General features: G+C 58.6%; 17 protein-coding genes and 1 pseudogene. 7 read left to right on the forward strand and 11 right to left on the reverse strand.

Annotated elements, in window-relative coordinates; translation table 11 throughout:
* Nucleotides 1-373: 373 nt before the first annotated feature.
* The 3 genes and pseudogenes from AP059_RS23215 to AP059_RS07490 all read left to right on the forward strand — a co-directional run.
* Nucleotides 374-1,306: pseudogene (locus AP059_RS23215) on the forward strand (methyl-accepting chemotaxis protein); the annotation flags it as partial.
* Entirely contained in the window at nucleotides 1,298-2,161 is an 864-nt protein-coding gene (locus AP059_RS23220; protein WP_420877442.1) for a methyl-accepting chemotaxis protein, read from the forward strand. The pseudogene AP059_RS23215 and the gene AP059_RS23220, both read left to right, overlap by 9 nt.
* A gap of 186 nt (nucleotides 2,162-2,347) precedes the next feature.
* A complete protein-coding gene (locus AP059_RS07490; protein ID WP_059762639.1) occupies nucleotides 2,348-2,728 on the forward strand; it encodes a hypothetical protein in 381 nt (126 codons plus the stop codon).
* On the opposite strand, the gene AP059_RS07495 is transcribed toward AP059_RS07490, so the two are convergent.
* The 5 genes from AP059_RS07495 to AP059_RS07515 form a co-directional block, all read right to left on the reverse strand.
* Nucleotides 2,729-4,174: a SulP family inorganic anion transporter gene (locus tag AP059_RS07495; RefSeq protein ID WP_059762640.1), complete on the reverse strand. Its 1,446-nt coding sequence runs from the start codon at nucleotides 4,172-4,174 to the stop codon at nucleotides 2,729-2,731. It lies immediately after the preceding gene.
* Between the two features lie 112 nt (nucleotides 4,175-4,286).
* On the reverse strand, nucleotides 4,287-5,954 hold the full coding sequence (gene ggt / locus AP059_RS07500) for a gamma-glutamyltransferase (RefSeq protein WP_059762642.1): 1,668 nt from the start codon (nucleotides 5,952-5,954) through the stop codon (nucleotides 4,287-4,289).
* A 155-nt stretch (nucleotides 5,955-6,109) separates the two neighbouring features.
* Nucleotides 6,110-7,003 carry an NAD-dependent epimerase/dehydratase family protein gene (locus AP059_RS07505; protein WP_048365944.1) on the reverse strand — a complete coding sequence of 298 codons (894 nt, stop codon included), beginning with the start codon at nucleotides 7,001-7,003 and terminating at the stop codon, nucleotides 6,110-6,112.
* Between the two features lie 115 nt (nucleotides 7,004-7,118).
* Nucleotides 7,119-8,030, reverse strand: a complete 912-nt coding sequence (locus AP059_RS07510) for a LysR family transcriptional regulator (protein WP_048365943.1) — start codon at nucleotides 8,028-8,030, stop codon at nucleotides 7,119-7,121.
* A 127-nt stretch (nucleotides 8,031-8,157) separates the two neighbouring features.
* Nucleotides 8,158-8,742, reverse strand: a complete 585-nt coding sequence (locus tag AP059_RS07515; RefSeq protein ID WP_059762644.1) for an NAD(P)H-dependent oxidoreductase — start codon at nucleotides 8,740-8,742, stop codon at nucleotides 8,158-8,160.
* 200 nt (nucleotides 8,743-8,942) lie between these two features.
* Here AP059_RS07515 and AP059_RS07520 point away from each other — a divergent pair, with 200 nt between their 5' ends.
* Nucleotides 8,943-9,257, forward strand: a complete 315-nt coding sequence (locus AP059_RS07520) for a putative quinol monooxygenase (RefSeq protein ID WP_059762646.1) — start codon at nucleotides 8,943-8,945, stop codon at nucleotides 9,255-9,257.
* Here AP059_RS07520 and AP059_RS07525 read toward each other — a convergent pair.
* A complete protein-coding gene (locus tag AP059_RS07525; RefSeq protein ID WP_059762648.1) occupies nucleotides 9,247-10,011 on the reverse strand; it encodes a sulfite exporter TauE/SafE family protein in 765 nt (254 codons plus the stop codon). The genes AP059_RS07520 and AP059_RS07525 overlap by 11 nt on opposite strands.
* A gap of 120 nt (nucleotides 10,012-10,131) precedes the next feature.
* Here AP059_RS07525 and AP059_RS07530 point away from each other — a divergent pair, with 120 nt between their 5' ends.
* Entirely contained in the window at nucleotides 10,132-11,016 is an 885-nt protein-coding gene (locus AP059_RS07530) for a LysR substrate-binding domain-containing protein (RefSeq protein WP_059762650.1), read from the forward strand.
* A gap of 148 nt (nucleotides 11,017-11,164) precedes the next feature.
* Nucleotides 11,165-12,568 (forward strand): amino acid permease, encoded by a 1,404-nt coding sequence (locus AP059_RS07535; RefSeq protein ID WP_059762653.1) that lies wholly within the window; start codon nucleotides 11,165-11,167, stop codon nucleotides 12,566-12,568.
* Between the two features lie 106 nt (nucleotides 12,569-12,674).
* Here the strand turns inward: AP059_RS07535 and mmsB are convergent, their stop codons facing one another.
* Nucleotides 12,675-13,562 carry a 3-hydroxyisobutyrate dehydrogenase gene (gene mmsB, locus AP059_RS07540; RefSeq protein ID WP_059762655.1) on the reverse strand — a complete coding sequence of 296 codons (888 nt, stop codon included), beginning with the start codon at nucleotides 13,560-13,562 and terminating at the stop codon, nucleotides 12,675-12,677.
* A 10-nt stretch (nucleotides 13,563-13,572) separates the two neighbouring features.
* Nucleotides 13,573-15,084 (reverse strand): CoA-acylating methylmalonate-semialdehyde dehydrogenase, encoded by a 1,512-nt coding sequence (locus tag AP059_RS07545; protein WP_059762657.1) that lies wholly within the window; start codon nucleotides 15,082-15,084, stop codon nucleotides 13,573-13,575.
* Nucleotides 15,085-15,197: 113 nt separating this feature from the next.
* On the opposite strand from AP059_RS07545, the gene AP059_RS07550 reads away from it, so the two are divergent.
* Nucleotides 15,198-16,145 carry a LysR family transcriptional regulator gene (locus AP059_RS07550; protein WP_059762659.1) on the forward strand — a complete coding sequence of 316 codons (948 nt, stop codon included), beginning with the start codon at nucleotides 15,198-15,200 and terminating at the stop codon, nucleotides 16,143-16,145.
* Nucleotides 16,146-16,313: 168 nt separating this feature from the next.
* Here AP059_RS07550 and AP059_RS07555 read toward each other — a convergent pair whose 3' ends face one another.
* The 3 genes from AP059_RS07555 to AP059_RS07565 are packed head-to-tail and all read right to left on the reverse strand — an operon-like array spanning nucleotide 16,314 to nucleotide 18,667.
* The gene (locus tag AP059_RS07555; protein ID WP_048365927.1) at nucleotides 16,314-16,817 is read right to left on the reverse strand and encodes an OmpA family protein; all 504 of its coding nucleotides are present in this window, start codon (nucleotides 16,815-16,817) and stop codon (nucleotides 16,314-16,316) included.
* Nucleotides 16,818-16,823: 6 nt separating this feature from the next.
* Entirely contained in the window at nucleotides 16,824-18,095 is a 1,272-nt protein-coding gene (locus AP059_RS07560; protein WP_059762661.1) for a diguanylate cyclase domain-containing protein, read from the reverse strand.
* Entirely contained in the window at nucleotides 18,092-18,667 is a 576-nt protein-coding gene (locus AP059_RS07565; protein ID WP_059762663.1) for a YfiR family protein, read from the reverse strand. The genes AP059_RS07560 and AP059_RS07565 overlap by 4 nt, the downstream gene beginning before the upstream one ends.
* Nucleotides 18,668-18,672: the final 5 nt, after the last annotated feature.

Below are 18,672 nucleotides of genomic sequence, written 5' to 3' on the forward strand. Positions count from 1 at the left end.
AACTGCGACGTAAGTGATCAGTGAAACGAATGTGAAAAAAAACGTGATCGGCCATTCGCGCCGACCCAAAAAAGCACAATGTTTATAAGGTTGTTTACCGTTTATCGAGCTGTTTAAAAAACCGTTTCAGCTCTGCAACTGCCCGCCGATACAGCCCAATACACCTTCTGCTGGGCCAGAATAAAAAGACTCTCCAGCGAAATCTCGATCAAGTAGCGAACGGTTCCTGGAGGAACAGATGAATAGCTGGCTGAGCAACATCAGCGTGAACATGAAACTGGCACTGGGCTTTGGCCTGGTGCTGGCCCTGACTTTATTAATGGCAATCAGCGACTGGCTCAGCCTGGACAAACTGATCGACCGCAGTAACTGGATGAGTGACATCACGCGCCTCAACGGCTCGCTGACCAACCTGCGCGTTGCACGTTTGCAATACATGCTGACCGATGGCGACGAGACCGCCGCGCAAAACGTACAGAACACACTGGACGCGTTTGTGGCGCAGCAAAAGCTGCTGATCGCCTCGTTCAAAAGCCCGGAAAACCTCAAGCTGCTCAACGAACAGCACGACATCATCAACAAATACCAATCCGCGCTGGTGACCATGCGCAAGGCGTATGTCGAGTCCGCTGTCTCACGCGACAACATGGACCACAGCTCCAAAGTCGCCCGCGATGCGATGGACGTGCTCAAAACCCGCGTGATGCAAAGCGCGCCCGGTGATGAAGGGCGCTTTGAACAACTGAGTACGTTGACCGCCGTCCGTGAGCAGTTCTTGCTGGCGCGCTACCAGGTGCGTGCCTACATTGCCGCCCAAACGGTTGCCAATGAACAAGCCGCTCGCCAACAACTGAGCGAGGCCATCGCCAGCCTGAGCGCACTCAATACCCACTTCAGCGCCAGCGCACCTGACACCTTGCGCACGCTGGATGGCGCTCTGGCGCAATACAAACAGGCGTTGCAGGTCTACGCCGACACAGACAAAACCATCACCGACATGCGTAAGGAAATGACCGACTACGGCTCGGGCATCCTCAGCCGCAGTGATGAGCTGTACAAAATCCAGCTCGAACGTCGCGACAACGAAAGCGCCAGCGCCAACACCATTCAATTGATCAGCACCCTGCTTGTGTTGCTATTTGGTATCTGTGCAGCGGTGGTCATTACTCGCCAGATCACCCGTCCGCTGCGTGAAACCCTGGACGTGGTCGAGCGCATTGCCGCCGGTGACCTGAGCCAGAACCTGCGCATTACGCGCCGCGATGATTTGGGTGTGTTGCAACAAGGCATTGCACGCATGGGCACCACCCTGCGCGAGTTGATTGGCGGTATCCGCGATGGCGTGACGCAAATTGCCAGCGCCGCCGAAGAACTGTCGGCGGTCACCGAACAGACCAGCGCCGGGGTCAACAGCCAAAAGATCGAGACCGATCAAGTGGCCACCGCAATGCACGAAATGACCGCTACCGTGCAGGAAGTGGCGCGCAACGCTGAAGACGCCTCGCAAGCCGCAGCGGCTGCCGATGGCGAAGCCCGTGAGGGTGATCGGGTGGTGAATCAGGCCATTGATCAAATCGAGCGCCTGGCGGTTGAGGTCGCTCGCTCAACCGAAGCGATGGCAGTGCTGCAACAAGAAAGCGACAAGATCGGCAGCGTCATGGACGTGATCAAAGCTGTGGCCGAACAAACCAACTTGCTGGCGCTCAATGCGGCCATCGAGGCCGCCCGTGCCGGTGAAGCCGGACGCGGGTTTGCGGTAGTGGCCGACGAAGTGCGCGGCCTGGCCCAACGCACGCAAAAATCCACCGAAGAGATTCAAACCCTGGTCGCAGCCCTGCAAAGTGGCACGCAACAGGTGGCCAGCGTGATGAACACCAGCCGTGGCCTGACCGACAGCAGCGTGACCTTGACCCGTCAGGCGGGCACGTCGCTGCAAGGCATCACCCGCACCGTGTCGAATATTCAGTCGATGAACCAGCAAATTGCCGCCGCTGCCGAACAGCAAAGCGCCGTGGCCGAAGAGATCAGCCGCAGCATCATCAACGTGCGCGACGTGTCCGAGCAAACAGCGGCTGCAAGCGATGAGACGGCCAAGTCCAGTGTTGAATTGGCACGCTTGGGCAACCAGCTGCAAATGATGGTGAGCCACTTCAAGATCTGACCTGCGCCAACGGCTACGTACTGAAAGGTTTGAGTGAATTCTAAAAAATGGCGGCCGTGAGTGAAGGCACTCACGGTGGCCTAAACGCTACAGTCCTGACCCGTTTATTTTCCTGAAAATGCGCTGAAACAGCTGATCCAGACAGGTCGCTGTTACAGCGCAGGCCCAGGCTTGAGTAGGTTGAGAATGCGTTTGAAAGTGGTTGGCTGGATCAGTGCGTTGTGTGTGTTGCTTACCTTGCAGGGCTGTGGCCCTAGCGTCTCTTACGTGTACTCGCCGCCACCGGATGTGGCGGGCAAATACTGTATCAACTCCTGCTCCAGCCAAAAAAGTCAGTGCAAGACGATGGCGCAAATGCAGTCACAGAGCCAACGTGCGGTCCACGATGCGCAGTTGACGGCCTATAACTACTGTCGCCAGAACGGCGATAAAAAACAGCGCAAACTGTGCAGCTACCCATCACCGAGCTACCACTACGGCGGCTTTGGTGACACCTGCGGCGAAGACTATCAAACCTGCTACCAGAACTGTGGTGGCACTATTCGCCGCGTGGTTCACGAGAATTGATCAGACCGCTTGGACGCGGGCGCGCTTGAGCAGTTTTTTGCAGCGCTCGGATAAATGCAGCACGCGCAAGTGCTTGCCCGCCTTGGCGTAGCGCTCGCGCAGGGTGACCAGCGCGGCAATCGCCGAGTAGTCGACAAAGCTCAGGTGCTGGCAATCGAGCGTCACCTGGGCCGGGTCGTTAGCCGGGTCGAACTGATTCAAAAAAGGGGTGGTGGAGGCAAAAAACAGCGTGCCATGCACGCGGTACAGCTTGCTGCCATCGCTTTCAAGAGACGTGTCGGCGTACAGCTGTCGCGCTTGTTGCCAGGCAAAGTTCAGGGCGGCAATGATGATGCCGCACATCACCGCAAAGGCCAGGTCGGTAAATACCGTAATCACCGTCACGGCGACGATCACCAGCACATCGTTGAGCGGCACTTTGTTCAGTACCCGCAACGAGGCCCAGGCGAAGGTTTGTTGAGCCACCACAAACATCACGCCCACCAGCGCGGCCAGCGGGATACGCTCGATATACGGCGACAGAAACAACACGAACAACACGATCATAATCCCTGCGACCACACCAGACAGTCGGCCACGCCCACCGGAGCTGAGGTTGACCACGGTCTGCCCGATCATCGCGCAGCCGCCCATGCCACCGAACGCACCCGAGACCATGTTCGCGGCACCCAACGCCACGCATTCGCGGTCCGGGTAGCCACGGCTTTCGGTGATCTCATCCGTCAGGTTGAGAGTGAGCAAGGTTTCCAGCAGACCGACCATCGCCATCAAGAACGCGTAAGGCGCGATGATGCGCAAGGTTTCTAGTGTCCATGGAATGTCCGGCAGGCTGAAGGTCGGCAGGCCGCCAGCGATGTGCGCCATGTCACCCAGCGTGCGTGTCGGCAGCCCCAAAAAATACACCGCAAGGCCCACGCTCAAAATCGCCACCAGGGCGGCGGGTGCCATTTTGGTCAGGCGCGGCAGCAAATACACAATCGCCATTGTCAGCGCCACCAGTCCCGCCATTACATACAACGGCGTACCGGTGAGCCACTGCTCGCCATTTTTGAAATGCTCCAATTGCGCCATTGCAATGATGATCGCCAAACCGTTCACAAACCCCAGCATCACCGGGTGCGGCACCATGCGCACCAGTTTGCCGAGTTTGAGCAAGCCGAACGCCATCATGATCAAACCGCCCAGCACCACAGTGGCGAGGAAATACTGCACGCCGTGCTGCACCACCAGCGCGACGATGACCACCGCCATCGACCCGGCCGCACCGGAGACCATGCCCGGCCGCCCGCCAAAGAGCGCGGTCAGGGTACAAATGATGAAAGCGCCATACAGGCCCATCAACGGGTTGAGGTGGGCCACCAGCGCAAAAGCAATGCACTCGGGCAACAAGGCAAAGGACGTCGTAAGTCCGGCCAGAACATCGGCGCGCACACGGGAGAGTTTCATGGAGTACCTAAAATCGGGGCTAACAGAAGGGAACAGCAGAAACAGATAGTAACAAACTGGCAAGGACAGTAGGAGCTGCCGAAGGCTGCGGCAGCGCCTACAGGTTTGGGGTTTATTTCACCACTTTGCCTACGCCGCGCCCGCGTGGGTCGGAGGCGGTTTCAAGTTGAGTGCCATTCACGCGGATCGCTTGAATGTCACCCATGTTCCAGCCCTGATCTTCCAGGGTGTAGCCCATGGCTTTGAGCTCGTCGGCCACTTTGCCGGTGATCGGCGCGTAAGCGTCATAGTAGATCGTGTCTTTAGGCAGCAACTGGTGATGCACACGCTGGGCAGCCACGGCTTTTTCCAGCGGCAGGTTGTAGTCATAAATGTTGTTCAACACCTGAAAGATCGAGGTGAAGATGCGCGAACCACCCGGCGTGCCGAGCACCAGCGTCACTGCGCCGTCACGTGTGACCAGGCTTGGACTCATGGATGACAGCATGCGCTTGCCCGGCTCGATGGCGTTGGCATTGCCGCCCACTACGCCGAACGAGTTGGCCACGCCCGGTTTGGAGCTGAAGTCGTCCATTTCATCGTTGAGCAAGAAGCCTGCGCCTTTTACCACTACGCCACTGCCGTAATCCCAGTTCAGGGTGTAGGTGTTGCTCACGGCGTTGCCGTCTTTATCGACGATGGAAAAGTGCGTGGTCTGATGCGGTTCCAGGCCCGGCTTGACCTTTTCTGTCGCCGAAATGGCGGTGGGATTGACCTCTTTCGCACGCTTGGCGATGTACGCCGGGTCGGTTAACTCTGCCACCGGCATCTTGCCGAAAGCCGGGTCGCCCAAGTAGTCGGCGCGGTCGGCAAACACGCGTTTTTCAATTTCAGCCAGCAGGTGAATATAAGGCGCGGAGTTCAGCTCCACGCCTTTGAAGTCGGCGGCACGGTCTTCTTTGATGCCGATCAGTTGCGCCAGCGCGATCCCGCCCGAACTCGGCAGCGGCGCGGTGTACAGCGTGTTGCCACGGAAGTCGACACGCATCGGCTCACGCCAGTTGACCTTGTAATCGTTCAGGTCCTGCTTAGTGATCAGACCTTTGTCTTGCTGCATTTGCGCGATCAGCAGGTCAGCGGTTTTGCCGTGATAAAACTCTTTGGCACCCTGGTCGGCAATGCGCTCAAGGGTCTGGGCCAGTTCTGGCTGTTTGAAGGTTTCGCCCGGTTTCATGGTGCCGAAATAGTCAGCAAAGTTGGTCGTGCCGTTGAACAGTTTCAAGGCATCTTCGCGGTACTGGTATTGCTTGTCGGCGACCTTGAAGCCGTTTTTCGCGTAACCCACGGCCGGGGTCAGCAGCTCAGACCACGGCAATTTGCCGAAGCGCTGGTGCGCTTCCCACAGGCCCATCACCGTGCCCGGCACTCCCGCGGCGCGTGAACCTACCAGGCTCAGGTTTTCAATGATTTCGCCTTTGTCATTCAGGTACATGTCGCGGCTAGCCGCTAGCGGAGCCGTTTCGCGGTAGTCGAGAAAGTAAGGTTTGCCCTCGATGAACAAGGTCATAAACCCCCCGCCACCGATGTTGCCGGCTTCGGGATACGTCACGGCCAGGGTGAACGCCGTGGCGACAGCGGCATCGACGGCATTACCGCCTTTTTTAAGAATTTGCGCGGCGACTTCAGCGCCATATTGATCCGGCGCAGCAACGGCACCGCCTTCCAGAGTGACGGCAAACGCCGAAGAGCTGGCAGCGATGGCCGCTGTCAACGTCAGGGTTTTGAACCAAACAACACGCATGGGTACTTCCTTTTATTTTTGTAGGACGATGCTGAACATTGTCTGATTTCAGAACCGTTTTCAAACCACAAAATAAAAAATGCGCGAACGCCCACACAACCACTGATGCTGGCGCAGGCTGCGCGGCCTGCGCCAGCGGTGACACGCAATAGGTGTCAAAGCATGTCGTGTTTGATCCATTGCACGACGCTGGTGCGTTCAGGCACCCAACCCAGCAGCTCACGGGCATTTTTACCGCGCACCCGGCTGTTGGAACCCAACCCGTAGTTGGCCATTTCATAGCCCCATTCGGCTTCAGCGTCAGCCAATGGCCAGTCGTGGGCCTGACCCAGACCCAACGTTTGGGCGATGGCGTCGCTCATGTCGGCAAACGCCGCTTCGCCGCTCTCGACAAAGTAGAACGTACCGGCCGGATTTTTCGTAAGCGCCAACAAGTACAAGGCCACCACGTCTTCGATGTGCACGTTGGACCAAATATTTTGCCCGGTGCCTACGTGGCGCACGATCCCGCTTTTACGCGCCTGTTTAAGCAAGCGCGGCAATTGCACGCTGTCGCGCTTCACGCCCAGGCTGTGGCCGTAAATCAAGGTGTTGCAGATCACCGCCGAGCGCACGTTGTCGTGGGCCGCCGCCAGCACCAGGTTGTCAATCGCGACCCGTGCAGCCTTGTCCACGGTGGGTTCGGGCAACTGCCCTTCGTAATAGATCACGTCGCTGGCTTTGCCGCCCGACGCATCGCCCACGATGCTGGAGCCGCTGGTGTGCAAAAACACTTTGCCGCTGCCGCGTAACGCATCGAGCAAGGCTTGAACCGCACCCCGGTGGTCACTGCTGGCGGCGTTGATCACCGCATCGGCCTGCTGGGCCTGCCGAGCGAGCAACGCGCTGTCATCAAGCGCGCCCAGCACCGGGGTGATACCCAGCGCCAGCATGGCCTGTTCTTGATCGGTGCTGCGTACCAGCCCCGTGACTTGATGCCCTGCTTTAACCAACGCAGTGGCAATCGAGCCACCAATGAAACCCGCTGCGCCTGTGACAAAAACCTTCATGGAGAAACTCCCGATTGAATAAGTGATGGCGCCAGTATCAAAGAGCCAGGACGGGCGAAAAAGGCGCCGCGGGCCAATTCAATCTTGCGCACAGATCACGAATCAGGTGCTGGCTTTAGCTTTTGAAGTAAGGGGCTGCATAGCTCGCGAGTTTGGTCTGGATAAAGTCCAGAAAGCATTGAATGCGCAGCGCCAATTGCGAGTTGCGGTAGTACACAGCGTGAATCGGCTGACGGTAGCCACTGTTGAATTCACTCAACACCACCTCTAAGCGTCCGGCGTTGATGTCTTCATGCGTCATGAAATGCGACAGGCACGCAATGCCCTGCCCTTGCAGCGCCAGATGGCGCACTGTTTCGCCACTGGAAGCGCTGATGTGTGGCTGGATCGGCCAGCGGTCGCCCTGGGCATAACGCAGTGGCCATTGGTTCAGGCCCTCGTTCTGAGTGAAGCCGATCAAGGTGTGATGCGCCAGGTCTGCAACGCTGCGAGGTGCACCATGAGCTGCGATGTACTCAGGGCTGGCGAGGATGTTCAGCGGGCTGCAACCCAATGAACGGGCATGCAGGGTGGAGTCGGCCAGCGTGCCGATGCGAATGGCGATGTCGGTGCTTTGTTCCAGCAGGTCGATGATCAGATCGTTGCTGTTTAGCTCCAACTGAATGTCCGGGTACAGCGCCCGGAATTCGCGGATGTACGGCACGATGGCGTGCAGCATGAAGGGCGAAGCCGCATTGATGCGCAAACGCCCCGAAGGCGTGCGCTGGTGCGAAATCAGCCGCTCTTCCAGTTCATCCATCTGCTCAAGAATCAGCTTGGCCTGTTCGAAGAAGAACTTGCCCTCCTCGGTCAGGTCCATGCGCCGCGTGGTGCGGTTGATCAGCGTGGTCTCAAGCTTGGCTTCGAGCCGCGACAGCGTACGGCTGACGGCCGAAGGCGTTTGCCCGGCCTGCTCGGCAGCAGCCGAAATGGAGCCGCACTCAATCACCGACACAAAGGTTTGCAGCTCATCAGATCTGGCTTTCACATCGCCCCCTCATTGGATAGCCAATGATTGTAGTCGCTGGCGAGCCGCTCGAGGATGCGGGCTTTATTTCCAGGTGCCACCCCTACGCGTGGCAACACCCGATCGCAGCCTCGTGCCCGGGCAGCGATCAGGAAGCAAACACTTCAGTCAAATGCTGCTCGTAGCGTGCGGCATCCACCTCAGGCTGCGGGCGCTTCATCACGTCAACACAGAGGAAGGTCGGCAAGGCGCTCATGCCCAAAAATTCGTTGGCTTTGTGAAACGGGAAGTACACCGCATCGACGCCTTTGCCTTCAAAGAAATCAGCCGGATCGTCAAATGCTTGCTGTGGCGCGTTCCAGGTCAGGGACAACATGTATTTTTTGCCATGTACCAAACCGCCGCTGCCGTAACGCTGGGAGGCGTCGGAACGGGTACGGCCGTCGCTGGCGTAGAGGCTGCCGTGGCCTTCGGTGAACACTTCGTCGATGTATTTTTTAACGATCCAGGGCGCGCCCATCCACCAGCCCGGCATCTGATAAATGATCACGTCAGCCCACAGAAACTTCTGCACTTCTTCGGCCACGTCGTAGCCTTCGTCGATATGGGTCACTTTGACTTCAAAGCCGTGGCGATCAAAAAACGCCAGCGCCGTGTCATGCATGGTCAGGTTGTAACGACCGTCCGAATGCGCAAATTTTTTAGCGCCGTTAAGCAGGAGTATTTTTTTCATCATCAGCCTCGTCAGGAATTAACCCTCTGCGCTGTTGAGCGGCGTTGGGTGTTAAACGTTTAAAAGTGACCGCCACACTATCGAGCCTCTCCTTTAGGAAACACCCGTGCCTGAGCAAATGACATTTGCTCTAAAAGCACGAATACCAGCTCGATTGTTGCCGTAGCCTTTTAAAACCACTGATGAGAGGAGCCAACCTGATGAGTTCATTGCACGGATTTATTCTGCACGCCTACACCAAACCCGAGAAATCCGACGACTTTGAAGCGCTGTTTCGCTCATATGTTGCGCCAAGTCGCCTTGAACCGGGCTGCATCGAATACCACATGCTGCGCGATCAGCAAGACCCGAGCCTGTTCATCTTTTACGAGATCTGGCAATCACGCGAACACCTCGCCGTGCACGAAAACCTGCCCCACATGAAGCAGTTTTTCGAGACCCGCATGGACTACCTCGCCCGCGACTTTGAAGTGCGCATGATCGACATGCTCAGCCCGTCTTGCGCTAACCGCTGATCAACAGGTGGGTGCCCAACAGCGCCATGCCGATAAAGAACACCCGCTTGAACAGCGTGGCACTCACGCGTTGACGCAGGCATTGCCCCAGCCACATGCCCGCCATGGCAGGCAACAGCGCCAGCAACGACGCAGTCAGCTCACCGCCTCCCAGGCCGCCGCGCCCATAAAGCCCGGCAGCCAGAGCCAATGTGGAGACGCTAAAGGACAATCCCAAGGCTTGCACCAGCTGATTCTTACTCAGCCCCAATGCTTGCAAATATGGCACGGCCGGGATCACAAACACGCCGGTGGCCGAGGTGATAAGGCCCGTGACTACCCCGCAGAGCGGCCCAAGCCAAGCTTCATGGGCGAGCGGCACGCGCAAGGCAGGCAACAGCAATCCGCTGAGCGCATACAGCAGTAACGCTGCGCCCAAGGCCCGGACCACCCCGCTGCCGCCATCGACGCTGAGCCACAGCATGCCGAAGCCAGTGCCCGCGAAAATGCCCACCTGCATCGGCCACAAGCGCTTGATCAGCCCCCGCAACTCCCCGCCTGCGGCCAATTGCCAAGTATTGGTCACAAGCGACGGGATGATCAGTAACGCCGCAGCCTGTGGCGGTGCAATAGCCAAACCCAGCATCCCCATCGCGACCGTTGGCAAGCCCAGACCGATCATGCCTTTGACCGTGCCCGCCAGTAAAAAGGTGACCATCACCAGCAATGACAAGGCCCAGCCCAGCGTTTGGTAAAACTCGATTAATGTTTTCATGGGCGTATGCTGAGCCACCCGATACCCGCTGAAAATGCGCAATTGCTAGAGGTAGCCTATTGTCCAGCGATAGGCAGACACTGACCGAAGGCTGCGCCGACAAGAAACAGGACACCCGTGATGCACGTCGACCTGATTGATCTACGCCTGTTTGTGAACATCGTGCAGGCAGGCAACATCACTGCGGGCGCCAGCCTCAGTCATTTATCGCTGCCCGCCGCCAGCGCGCGAATCAGGGCAATCGAGGCCTCGCTAGGCGTTGAATTATTGCAGCGCAGCCGACGCGGAATCAGCCCCACGCCCGCCGGTCAGGCACTGGCGCAACATGCCCGGTTGCTGCTGCAACAGGTCGAGCGCATGAACCATGATTTGAGCGAGTACGCCCAAGGCTTCAAAGGCCGCGTGCGTTTGCTGTGCAATACCGCCGCACTCACTGAATACTTGCCCGAACTGCTGGCCGATTTTGTGCACCAACACCCTCACATCAGTGTCGATCAGCAAGAGTTGACCAGCTTGCGCATCACCCACGCGCTGCGTCAGGACGCTGGCGACATCGGGATCATTTCTGACGCCGTCGACACCCAAGACCTGCAAACCCTGGCGTTTCGCGATGACCCACTGATGCTGGTGATCCCGCTCGACCATCCCTTGGCGCAGCAACACGGGCTGAGTTTCACGGCCACGCTGAGCCACGCGTATGTCGGCTTGGCGGCCCACAGCGCACTGGCGGTGTACCTGGAAGAACAAGCACTGCACTGCGGTTATCGCATGCAGACGCGTATTCGGGCCGAAGGTTTTGACGGTGTATTGCGCATGGTCGCCCGCGGCGCCGGACTGGGGATTGTGCCGCGCGCCACTATCGAGCGCTGGCAAGCACCGCGCACCTTTAAAGTGGTTGAACTGAACGAGCCCTGGGCCGCTCGCAAGCTGCTGCTGTGTGCCCGCTCGTTTGCGCACTTACCCGCCTATGCGCAGGCACTCCTGAAGGCGTTATCGGATCTGTAATCCAGTAAGAATTGGCCCGAAAACCCGCACAACGGTATGCCTGCATTTTTACCGGGGGTACTATCGCGCACTTCATTGTGCAGATGGCTGGCTGACACCCGGCCTGATTTTCTTTGCGCGCCGAAAACAACAACGAACAGGGCACCTGATGGCTGACCACAACGCTCCCCCCATCACACTCAAGCGCGGCTTGAAAAATCGCCATATCCAGCTGATTGCTTTGGGCGGCGCCATTGGCACAGGGCTGTTTCTCGGCTCGGCGGGCGTACTCAAATCGGCCGGACCGTCGATGATCCTTGGCTATGCGATTGCCGGGTTTATCGCGTTTTTGATCATGCGCCAGCTGGGCGAAATGATCGTCGAAGAACCGGTCGCAGGCTCGTTCAGTCACTTTGCGCACAAGTATTGGGGCGGTTACGCCGGTTTTTTGTCGGGCTGGAACTACTGGGCGTTGTACGTACTGGTGGGCATGGCCGAACTGACCGCTGTGGGCAAATACATCCAGTTCTGGTGGCCTGAAGTGCCGACCTGGGTCAGCGCGGTGGTGTTCTTTGTGTTGGTCAACCTGATCAATACCTTGAACGTGAAAGTCTTCGGCGAAATGGAATTCTGGTTTGCCATCATCAAGGTGGTGGCGATTGTCGGCATGATCATCCTCGGGTGCTATCTGTTGTTCAGCGGCACCGGCGGCCCGCAAGCGTCGATCAGCAATCTGTGGAGCCACGGCGGCTTCTTTCCCAACGGTGGCACCGGCCTGTTGATGGCAATGGCGTTCATCATGTTTTCGTTCGGCGGGCTGGAGCTGGTGGGCATCACTGCCGCCGAAGCCAGCGAACCGAAAAAAGTCATCCCCAAGGCCATCAACCAGGTGGTTTACCGGGTGCTGATTTTCTACGTTGGCGCGCTGACCGTGCTGCTGGCGCTGTACCCGTGGGATCAACTGCTGGTGACCCTGGGTGCATCCGGCGATGCTTACAGCGGCAGCCCGTTTGTGCAGATATTCGCGTTGATCGGCAGTAACACCGCAGCGCAAATCCTCAACTTTGTGGTGTTGACCGCAGCACTGTCGGTCTACAACAGCGGCGTGTACTGCAACAGCCGCATGCTCTTTGGCCTGGCCAAACAGGGCGATGCGCCCAAAGCGCTGATAAAACTGACCAAAAACGGCGTGCCGTTGCGGGCACTGGGCGTGTCGGCGCTGGTGACGATGCTGTGCGTAGTAGTGAACTATGTGGCACCGCACAAGGCGCTGGAGTTGCTGTTTTCGCTGGCGGTTGCGTCACTGATGATCAACTGGGCACTTATCAGCCTCACCCATATCAAGTTTCGTAAAGCGATGGCCGCGCAAGGCGTGGTGCCTTCGTTCAAAGCCTTTTGGTCGCCATTGAGCAACATCGTGTGCCTGATCTTCATGGCCGTGATCGTCGCCGTAATCTGGATGATCCCCGACGTTCGCGCCTCGGTGTATGCGATCCCGGTTTGGCTGCTGATCATTTATGTCTTCTACCTGCTGCGTCTGCGCACCGGCAAGCCATTGGCCACTCTGCGTTAAACGTGCCTCAGACACACAAAAACCCCGGCGCTCGTTGAGTTCCGGGGTTTTTTATTCGACGCAAAAAACCGGGAAGCCCGCCCGACGCGGGTTCCCGGAAAAGTCCTTATTCAGGCTTGCGATAGCTATTGATGATGGCCGAGAAATCTTTGCCGCCTTCGCCGTGCAAACTCATGGCCTGATACAACTGCTGAGCCACGGCGCCCAGCACCACGGGCTGGTGCGCCTGACGTGCCGCCTCGGTGGCCAACCCCAGATCCTTAAGCATCAAGTCGGCACCAAAACCGCCGGTGTAACCACGCGATGCAGGGGCCGTCTCCACGATGCCCGGCCACGGGTTATAGACTTCAGAGCTCCAGCAGCGGCCCGTCGAGCTATTGATCACCCCGGCCAGCACCTGCGTGTCGATGCCCAGCGCCGCGCCCAATGCCATGGCTTCACTGACACCCACCATTGAGATGCCCAGCAGCAGGTTGTTACAGATTTTAGCCACTTGGCCGGTGCCCACATCCCCGCAATGGACGATGTTGCGCCCCATCTGAGCGAGTACCGGGTGCAAGGTGTCGAACAGCGCCTGCTGCGCGCCGACCATAAAGGTCAACGTACCCGCCTGAGCGCCACCGGTGCCGCCAGACACCGGCGCATCGGCCATGTGCACACCTTGTTTGGCCGCTGCGGCTGCCACATCGCGCGCGGTTTGCGGGTCGATGGTGCTGCAATCCACTGCTGGAACACCCTCGCCTATGCCCGCCAAAACGCCCTCGTCGCCCAGCCATACGCTGCGCACATGCGCGGCTGCCGGCAGCATCGTGATCACCAGTTCAGCACCTTGCGCCGCTGCACGCGGTGAGGCGCTGATATGACCGCCTTGGGCAGCAAGCTCGGCCAGAACAGCAGGGTTCAAATCAAACACATTCAACGAATGCCCGGCTTTCAGCAGGTTGCGCGCCATCGGTGCGCCCATGTTGCCCAAGCCTATAAATGCAATTTTCATGACGCGCTCCTCAACGAAGATTGATGGTGGTGTTAACGCCATCATTCACGCTGTCATCGTCGAACCAACGACTGGTGACGGTCTTGGTCTGGGTGTAGAACTGCACGACTTGTTTGCCGTACGGCCCCAGATCCCCCAGCTTGGAACCTCGCGAACCGGTGAAGCTGAAGAACGGCACCGGCACCGGGATCGGAATGTTTATACCGACCTGCCCGACGTCGATTTCGCTCTGAAACTTACGTGCCGCCGCACCGCTTTGGGTAAACAAACCGGTGCCGTTACCGAAGGGATTGGCGTTGACCAGCGCGATGGCCTGCTCAAGCGTATCGACCTCTAGCACCACCAACACAGGGCCAAAGATTTCCTGGGTATAGATCTGCATGTCGGTGGTTACGCCCGAAAACAGGGTCGGGCCAACAAAGTTGCCTTGCTCGAAACCCGGCACGCTGACGTTGCGACCATCGAGTTCCAGCGTGGCGCCTTCTTTGATACCGCTCTCAATCAGCCCCAGCACGCGCTCTTTCGCACGCTTGGAGATCACCGGGCCAATGTCGGTGCCCGCCTCGCTGCCCGCGTTGACCTTGAGTTTTTGCGCCAGCGCCTTGAGGTCTGGCAGCCATTGCTTGGCCGCGCCCACCAACACCACCACAGAGGTGGCCATGCAGCGCTGACCGGCTGCGCCAAAACCGGCACCCACCAGTGCATTGAGGGTTTGTTGGCGGTTGGCGTCGGGCAGCACCACGGCGTGGTTCTTGGCGCCCATCATTGATTGCACACGTTTGCCATGACGACCGGCCAAGTCATACACGTGGGTGCCGACGGCGGTTGAGCCGACAAACGACACGGCCTTGATATCGGCGTGGGTGCACAGCGCATCGACCACGTCCTTGCCGCCATGAACCACGTTGAGCACACCCGGCGGCACCCCGGCTTCGAGCGCCAGCTCTACCAGCATCAAGGTCGACAGCGGGTCCTGCTCCGACGGTTTGAGCACGAAGGTGTTGCCGCAGGCTATCGCCATCGGGAACATCCACAGCGGGATCATGGCCGGGAAGTTGAAGGGCGTGATGCCTGCGCACACACCAATTGGCTGGCGCAGTGTGTAGGTGTCCACCCCGCCCGCAACGTTTTCAGCGAATTCGCCCATTTGCAGGGTGCCGATGGAGCACGCGTGCTCAACCACCTCCAGCCCACGGAAAATATCGCCCTCGGCGTCGGCAATGGTTTTGCCTTGTTCGGCGCTCAGGACGGCGGCAATGCGCTTGGAGTGTTCACGAATCAGTGCTTGCAGCTTGAGCATGATGCGCATGCGCGCGCCAATCGGCGTCAGCTTCCAGGTCTGGAAGGCGCGCTGGGCCGCTTCAATCGCTGCGTTCACTTCACTGGCGGTGGCAAACGGCACTTTGGCCAATACTTGCTGAGTGGCCGGGTTGACGATGTCGTGCCACTCGGTGGTCTGCGACTCGATCCACTCACCATCAATCAGCAGGCGGGCGTTTTGATACGGGGTAGAAGCCGTCATGAAAGTCTCCGAAATTATTCTTATGGGAGCGGGCGCCGGGTTGGTCGCGGGACTGTTTTTGGAGTATAGGTGTGCGTTCTTCTAATAAGAACGCACATAAAAGCCGGTCTAACATGCAAAAAAACATCACATCGTTAAGCGCATTGAACTGGGATGACTTGAAGTTTTTTCTCGAAGTGGCCCGTACCCGTAAAGCCAGCACCGCCGCCAAGCGACTGGCGGTGGACTACACCACAGTGTCTCGACGCATCAGTTCGCTGGAAGCCGCACTCGGCACCTTGTTGTTTGAGAAGTCGCGCACCAATGGCTTCACGTTAACCAACGAAGGCCAGCGTTTGCTGGGGTATGCCGAGTCCATCGAGAGCACGCTGCACATGGCGTGCGAGCAGGTTTCAGGCTCGGGCGTGGCGTTGTCGGGGCATGTGCGGATGGGGTGCACCGAGGGTTTTGGCAGTTTCTTTATCACGCCGCAGCTCAGCCATTTTGTGGACACCTACCCGGCGATTTCGGTGGATATCCTGCCGCTGCCGCACTTCATCAGCCTGTCCAAGCGCGAGGCCGATATCGTGATTGCGCTGGAGCGCCCGGAACATGGGCCGTACGTGTGCTGCAAATTGTGTGACTACCGATTGCAACTGTTCGCGACGCAGCAATACCTCGACGCACATCCACCGATTGTGCGGGCCTCAGACCTGGCCGAGCATCCGTTTATCAGTTACGTCGACGATCTGGCGTTCAGCTCCGAGTTGCTGTACCTGGCCAATGTGCTGCCCGGCGCCAGCGCCAACCTGCGCAGCACCAGCGTGATCGCGCAATACGTCGCCGCACAGCAAGGGCGCTCATTGGCCATCCTGCCGTGCTTTTTGGCGGCGCAAGATCCACGTTTACTGCCGGTATTGCCGAACGAAATCAACCTCACGCGGCAGTTCTGGATGTACTGCCGCGAGGACTTGAGGAAGTTGAAACGCATCACCTTGCTGTGGGATTACATCCGCGAGGTGACGGAGCTTAACGGCCCGTTGCTGCTGGGCGAAACGCGGGAGTTAAAGTTTGCCGATTGAGACGGACCGAGGGCACGCGGCTCAATCGGCCGCGCAGCGGTCGTATAGCGGGTGACTGCGGCGTATCAGCCGCTCCGCTTTGAATCACTTTACGGCCGCTACGCGCCCGGACGCCGCCTCGCATTACTCGTCAGCGGCTACCGTTTTTACGTGCGCGAAACATGGGGTTTAGTCGGCGATGACGACAATCGCGACCCGGCGGTTTTCGGTGCGCCCGGCGCGGGTTTTGTTCGAAGCCACAGGTTCACGACTGCCCAGGCCACGCACCTGGATATTTTCAGGACGCATGCCGACCTTTGTCAGCGCTTTGACCACACTGTTGGCACGGCGCACAGACAGCTGTTCGTTGTAGGCTTCCTGTCCCGAAGCATCGGTGTGTCCATCTACGCGCACGCGCTGGATGTCCACCGCCAGCAGCGCAGTGCCAATGCGCTCAACGATTTCCTGGCTTTGCGCGTTCAGCACTTCAAGGTCGCTGCCAAACAGCACTTTACCCGACAAACCAAACGCCCAGCCTTCGTCAGTCAACTCAAAACCCTGCTGTTTGAGCACAGCGATTTGCGCCGGGCTCAGGCCTTTTTGCGGGGCCGTCTGGCAACCGCTCAATGCCAGCGTCGCCAGCAACAGGGTGAAGCCAAAAAACTGTAAGTAACGCTGGGTAAAAGCACGCATAGGTGTCTAGCTCCTTGTATTTGCGGGGGACGCAAGCTGCTGCACTTGCGCAAGGTGTTGGCCGCCCCGGTCCATCCGCTTGGCCTGGTACATCGCGGTATCGGCGGCATTGAGCAGGGAGTCCGGGGTGGCACCATGTTCGGGGTAAACCGCAACGCCGATACTGAGCGAGGTCACCACCTGCGTCTGATCGGGCAAAACAATCGGCGCCAACATGCTGGCAATGATCTTGTCAGCGATACGTTCGGCGTCTTCGGTCTTGTGCAGCGGCGTCAGCAGGATTGCGAACTCATCACCGCCCAAACGCGCCACCAGGTCTTCTTCACGCAATTGGGCGCGGATACGCGTGGCCACGGCCACCAATACAGCGTCACCTGCGGCATGGCCATAGGTATCGTTGATACCTTTGAAACGATCACTGTCGAGAAACAGCACAGCGGCTTTTTCGTTGGCCTTGCTCAGAGCACGTAATGTGCGCGCCAACCGTGCTTCAAAATAGGCGCGGTTGGGCAGGTCGGTCAGCGAGTCATGACTGGCCTGATGCGCCAGGGTTTCGTTCTCATGCTTCAAGTGGCTCTGCCAGGACTCCAACTCATCAAGCAGCGCATTGAAGTCATTGCCCAGATTATTCAACTCTTTGATGTTGGCCGCAGGTACACGTCGGTCGAAGGCCCGTTCACGGCGCGCCGCGTGAGCAACATCGGCCAACTGACGAAGTGGCCCCGTAATGCCATTGAGCAAGCGCCGGGACAAAAACAATGCACTCCAGGCGCTCAACACCGTGCACACCAGGATGCCGAGCAGGCCGCTGATCAAGAACCGCAGCATGTTGGCGCCGTGGCCCCTGAGCGTGACGGTGCCCACTTCTTGCCCCTGATGCAGGATCGGCAGAGTGACGGGCTGTGCGAGCAAACTGTTGGCCAGCAGCATTTCGACTTTAGACAGCAGGTCTGTTTCCGGACGCTTCCATTGCGCCAGCAGCTCACCATCGGCGGTAAACACTTTGGCCTCGGCCACCGCCTCGGTGGACGCAATCAGGGCCAGTGCTTCGGTGGCTGCCGCACTGTCATCGAACACCACTGCGGCTTCGACGGTGTAGTTGATCGAGCGCCCGATCAGGTGCAAGTTGTGGTCGGCGTACACCTTCAGTGCAATCACGCCCAGGATGGTCAACGACACGCTGGCCATCGTCACCGCCACCATCGCCAACCCCAAATGCCCACGGCTAAGTACAGAGCGCAAGCTGCGTCGGTGCTTGGTGTTATTGAGCGCGATCATGGTTGTGCCGCCCTGCGGCGCGACAACTGCAACACGCTGGGATGAATGCGCACGCCGCTGCGGGCGACGGAGTCGAGGTTCACTTCAAAGGACACTTGCTCATCGGCCACACGCAAGCAGAACAGCGTGCCGACCGTGCATTGATCGCCGCCCTCACTGATGCTCAGCACCGCATGCCCCGCAAGTGCATTGAACAGGCTGCTGCGCTCTTCGTCTGAGAGCTTTCCCAAATACAGCGCATTACAGTCGTCGGCTATGGTCGGATTGTTCACCAACAAACGGCGGACGAACACCTGCCTGCCACTGGATTGCGTGGCGCCTTTGAGCAGGTCATCGGTGTATTCGGTGGGGCCGACCACACACAGTTGCAATTGAGCGGGTTCAATCGGCCAGCGTGCGTAGCTCAGTATGCCGAGTACCACTTGCGTCACGGCCTTGGCACGCTGTTCAGCCAAACTGATCGGGGTTTCAGGTTGGGCAAAGCAGGGAGTGCTCAACAGAAACAAGCAGAGTGAAAGCAGCCATCGCCGCACACCACCACGCTGCTCGGAAGACGAGGCAGCCACATCCATGCAGG

The sequence above is a fragment of the Pseudomonas sp. TAA207 genome (genome assembly GCF_001529285.1).
Lineage (GTDB): Bacteria > Pseudomonadota > Gammaproteobacteria > Pseudomonadales > Pseudomonadaceae > Aquipseudomonas > Aquipseudomonas weihenstephanensis.

Coding starts and splice junctions, on each gene's coding strand:
- AP059_RS07530 (WP_059762650.1), top strand. CDS start 10,132: ATGCACGTCGACCTGATTGATCTACGCCTGTTTGTGAACATCGTGCAG.
- AP059_RS07545 (WP_059762657.1), bottom strand. CDS start 15,084: ATGACGGCTTCTACCCCGTATCAAAACGCCCGCCTGCTGATTGATGGT.
- AP059_RS07550 (WP_059762659.1), top strand. CDS start 15,198: ATGCAAAAAAACATCACATCGTTAAGCGCATTGAACTGGGATGACTTG.
- AP059_RS07490 (WP_059762639.1), top strand. CDS start 2,348: ATGCGTTTGAAAGTGGTTGGCTGGATCAGTGCGTTGTGTGTGTTGCTT.
- ggt (WP_059762642.1), bottom strand. CDS start 5,954: ATGCGTGTTGTTTGGTTCAAAACCCTGACGTTGACAGCGGCCATCGCT.
- mmsB (WP_059762655.1), bottom strand. CDS start 13,562: ATGAAAATTGCATTTATAGGCTTGGGCAACATGGGCGCACCGATGGCG.
- AP059_RS07495 (WP_059762640.1), bottom strand. CDS start 4,174: ATGAAACTCTCCCGTGTGCGCGCCGATGTTCTGGCCGGACTTACGACG.
- AP059_RS07515 (WP_059762644.1), bottom strand. CDS start 8,742: ATGAAAAAAATACTCCTGCTTAACGGCGCTAAAAAATTTGCGCATTCG.
- AP059_RS07525 (WP_059762648.1), bottom strand. CDS start 10,011: ATGAAAACATTAATCGAGTTTTACCAAACGCTGGGCTGGGCCTTGTCA.
- AP059_RS07560 (WP_059762661.1), bottom strand. CDS start 18,095: ATGATCGCGCTCAATAACACCAAGCACCGACGCAGCTTGCGCTCTGTA.
- AP059_RS07565 (WP_059762663.1), bottom strand. CDS start 18,667: ATGGATGTGGCTGCCTCGTCTTCCGAGCAGCGTGGTGGTGTGCGGCGA.
- AP059_RS07555 (WP_048365927.1), bottom strand. CDS start 16,817: ATGCGTGCTTTTACCCAGCGTTACTTACAGTTTTTTGGCTTCACCCTG.
- AP059_RS07535 (WP_059762653.1), top strand. CDS start 11,165: ATGGCTGACCACAACGCTCCCCCCATCACACTCAAGCGCGGCTTGAAA.
- AP059_RS23220 (WP_420877442.1), top strand. CDS start 1,298: ATGGGCACCACCCTGCGCGAGTTGATTGGCGGTATCCGCGATGGCGTG.
- AP059_RS07520 (WP_059762646.1), top strand. CDS start 8,943: ATGAGTTCATTGCACGGATTTATTCTGCACGCCTACACCAAACCCGAG.
- AP059_RS07505 (WP_048365944.1), bottom strand. CDS start 7,003: ATGAAGGTTTTTGTCACAGGCGCAGCGGGTTTCATTGGTGGCTCGATT.